Raw genomic sequence first — 3186 nt, forward strand, 5'->3', positions numbered from 1 at the left:
GCAGTTAGAGAGTACGCTCGGAAGGAGATAGGGGACTTCATCGAGGTCTACGTTTACGCTCCCCTCAAAGTCAGAATCCAGCGTGATCCCAAGGGGCTCTACGCGAAAGCGTTGAGGGGCGAGATAAAAGGTTTGACGGGCTATGACGGGGTTTATGAGGAGCCGGAGAACCCGGAAGTGAAGGTGGACAGTTCAAAGATGACCCCAGAGGAAGAGGTTGAGGTAGTCGTAACTAAAGCCCGCGAGATGGGCTACCTGCTCTGATCCTCAGGAGGGAGGGTGTTGAATCCAACTTTTATCGGGCTGGGTTTTTTAGTCGGCTTCCTCGTCGGCCTTACAGGGGTCGGCGGTGGGGCGCTGATGACGCCCTCCCTCATATTCCTCGGTGTTGAACCGCTGACGGCGGTCGGAACCGACCTCCTCTACGCAACGGTTACGAGGGTCTTCGGGGTTTTCTTCCACGGGAGGAGGGGAAAGATAAGGTACGACATAGCCCTGAGGCTCTTTGCTGGGAGCATTCCTGCGGTAATCCTTGGGGGACTGCTCCTCCGCTGGATCAACAGGGGGGTCCTCAACGAGTACCTCACGGTTCTCCTTGGGGTTATTCTTATAGCGAGCGCAGTTTTGAGCCTTCTCAAGGGGGAAATCCACATCCCGATAAGGCCGAGGTGGGCCTATGTTTATCTGCTCGGCTTCATTGTGGGTCTAACCGTCCAGTTCACCTCCGTTGGTGCTGGCGTAATAGTGAGCTTTACGCTGATGAATATTGCCAGGGTTAAACCAAGTGACGTCGTTGGTGTGACGATAACTTATGGTTTAGCGCTCTCGGGGCTGAGCTTCCTGAACTATGCCGGTGTTGGAAGCGTGAATTATGAAACAGCTCTCCTCCTTGTTTTGGGCACCGTACCCGGGGTTTACCTCGGAACCCACGTTAACAGGAGTTCAGAGGGAGAGAAGCTTAAACGAGTGATAAACGTCATAATCCTGTTGATCGGGCTCTTCACACTGCTTGGCGGATAAAACAGAATATTCAACTGGCCAAAATTCTTATATAACCATGTTCAATAGAACACCAGGGTGTTAACCATGAAAGCTCTTATACTCTCAGGGGGTCACGGTACCCGCTTGAGACCTTTGACTTATTCCCAGCAGAAGCAGCTCATCCCCGTGGCCAACAAGCCGGTTCTCTTTTACGCTATTGAGGACGTCATCGAAGCCGGCATTCATGATATCGGGATTATCGTTGGCCCGAATGCAGATCAAGTGAAGAAGACCGTACTGAGCCGGAACTGGGACGCCGATATAGAGTTCATTTACCAGGGCGAGCCGAGGGGGTTGGCACACGCCATCCTGGTTGCCCGCGATTATCTTGGTGATGATGACTTTGTGATGTATCTCGGCGACAACATCCTCAGGGAGGGCATAGTTAAACACAAGGAGCACTTTGAAAAGGGGAACTACGATTCTAGCATACTCCTCCAAGAGGTGCCGAATCCCCAGCAGTTCGGCGTTGCAGAGCTGAACGAGGATGGGAAGACCATAAAACGCCTCGTTGAGAAACCCAAAGTCCCGCCGAGCAACCTGGCACTGGTCGGTATCTATTTCTTCAAGCCGATCATCCACGAGGCAGTCAGAAATATAAAACCCTCATGGAGGAACGAGCTTGAGATTACCGATGCCATCCAGTGGTTGATTGACCACGGCTACCGGGTTGGCTGGACTAAGGTCACGGGCTGGTGGAAGGACACTGGAAAGCCTGAGGACTTACTGGATGCGAACAGGCTCATACTGGATGATATAAGGGCTGACATAAAGATCGGGACCAAGGCTAGAATTCACGGCAGAGTCGTCATTGGAGAGGGCACCGAGATAGACGAGAACACGGTGATAAAGGGCCCTGTGGTCATCGGAAAGAACGTTAGGATCATGAACTCCTACATCGGCCCCTACACGAGCATTGGCGACAACGTGGTTATAGAGAACACCGAAATAGAGGACTCGATAATCCTTGAGGGGAGCGAGATACGGAACGCTGGCAGGATAGTGGAGAGCCTTATTGGAAGGGGTGTGAAGATAATAAACGGAACCAGCCATCCCTTCGGCAGAAAGCTGGTCATCGGCGACAACTCAAGGCTGATACTGTGAGGTGGAATGATGAGGCTTTTGGTAACTGGTGGGATGGGGTTCATAGGGAGCAACTTCATCCATTACATTCTGGAAAAACACCCCGACTGGGAAGTGATAAACCTCGACAAGCTTGGCTATGGCTCGAATCCAGCCAACCTGAAAGACTTAGAGAACGACCTGCGTTACACCTTCGTCAGGGGGGATATTGCGGACTTTGAGCTCGTGAGTGAGCTGGTTAAGAAGGCGGACGCGGTTGTGAGCTTCGCAGCAGAGTCCCACGTGGATAGAAGCATTTCCAGCCCGGAGCACTTCCTGAGAAGCAACGTCATTGGCACTTACACTATTCTCGAAGCGATAAGGAAGGAAAACCCCGAAGTGAGGCTCGTCCACATAAGCACCGATGAGGTTTACGGCGACATTCTTGATGGCTCTTTCACCGAGAAGGACGCGCTGATGCCGTCATCACCGTACTCCGCCACCAAGGCGGCGAGCGACGTTCTCGTCCTCGGCTGGACGAGAACCTACAGCCTGAACGCCTCCATAACGCGCTGCACCAACAACTACGGCCCCTATCAGTTTCCGGAAAAGCTCATCCCCAAGACGATAATCCGGGCCAGCATGGGGTTAAAGGTTCCGATCTACGGTACCGGTCAGAACGTTAGGGACTGGCTCTACGTCGAAGACCACGTGAGGGCAATTGAGGCCGTTCTTCTCAATGGAGAACCAAGAGAAATCTACAACATCTCCGCCGGCGAGGAGAGGAACAACATTGAGGTCGTCAGGACAATTCTGCGGATAATGGACAAGGATGAGGACTTAATAGAGTTTGTCGAGGATAGGCCCGGCCATGACCTGCGTTACTCCCTCGACTCGTGGAAGATGATGAGAGACTTGAAGTGGAGGCCGAGGTACAGCTTCAAGGAGGGCATTGAGAAGACGGTTAAATGGTATTTAGAGAATGAATGGTGGTGGAAGCCGCTGGTGAACGAGAGAGTCCTCCACCCAACGCCCTGGAAGCTGGGGTAGTAAGGCAAAAGGTAATTAAGTTCCGCGAGAATG

The 3186-nt window shown here is 52.6% G+C and carries 4 protein-coding genes; all 4 read left to right on the plus strand.

Annotation, left to right across the window (positions count from 1 at the left end; genetic code table 11):
• Window positions 1-264, plus strand: a 264-nt coding sequence (locus MVD07_RS01420; protein WP_297497636.1) for an adenylyl-sulfate kinase, incomplete at its 5' end; no start/stop codon positions are given.
• Window positions 265-279: 15 nt separating this feature from the next.
• Complete coding sequence (locus tag MVD07_RS01425; protein ID WP_297497639.1) at window positions 280-1020, plus strand: sulfite exporter TauE/SafE family protein; 741 nt, start codon at window positions 280-282, stop codon at window positions 1018-1020.
• A 66-nt stretch (window positions 1021-1086) separates the two neighbouring features.
• Window positions 1087-2145 carry a glucose-1-phosphate thymidylyltransferase gene (locus tag MVD07_RS01430; RefSeq protein WP_297497641.1) on the plus strand — a complete coding sequence of 353 codons (1059 nt, stop codon included), beginning with the start codon at window positions 1087-1089 and terminating at the stop codon, window positions 2143-2145.
• A 9-nt stretch (window positions 2146-2154) separates the two neighbouring features.
• Window positions 2155-3153, plus strand: coding sequence for a dTDP-glucose 4,6-dehydratase (gene rfbB / locus MVD07_RS01435; RefSeq protein ID WP_297497644.1), 999 nt, complete (start codon window positions 2155-2157; stop codon window positions 3151-3153).
• Window positions 3154-3186 lie beyond the last annotated feature (33 nt).

It is taken from the genome of Thermococcus sp. (genome assembly GCF_027008145.1).
In the GTDB taxonomy this organism is placed as follows: Archaea; Methanobacteriota_B; Thermococci; order Thermococcales; family Thermococcaceae; genus Thermococcus.

What these genes read in the sequence shown, in the direction of transcription:
- MVD07_RS01430 (WP_297497641.1), top strand. Translation starts at nt 1,087, where the DNA reads ATGAAAGCTCTTATACTCTCAGGGGGTCACGGTACCCGCTTGAGACCT.
- rfbB (WP_297497644.1), top strand. Translation starts at nt 2,155, where the DNA reads ATGAGGCTTTTGGTAACTGGTGGGATGGGGTTCATAGGGAGCAACTTC.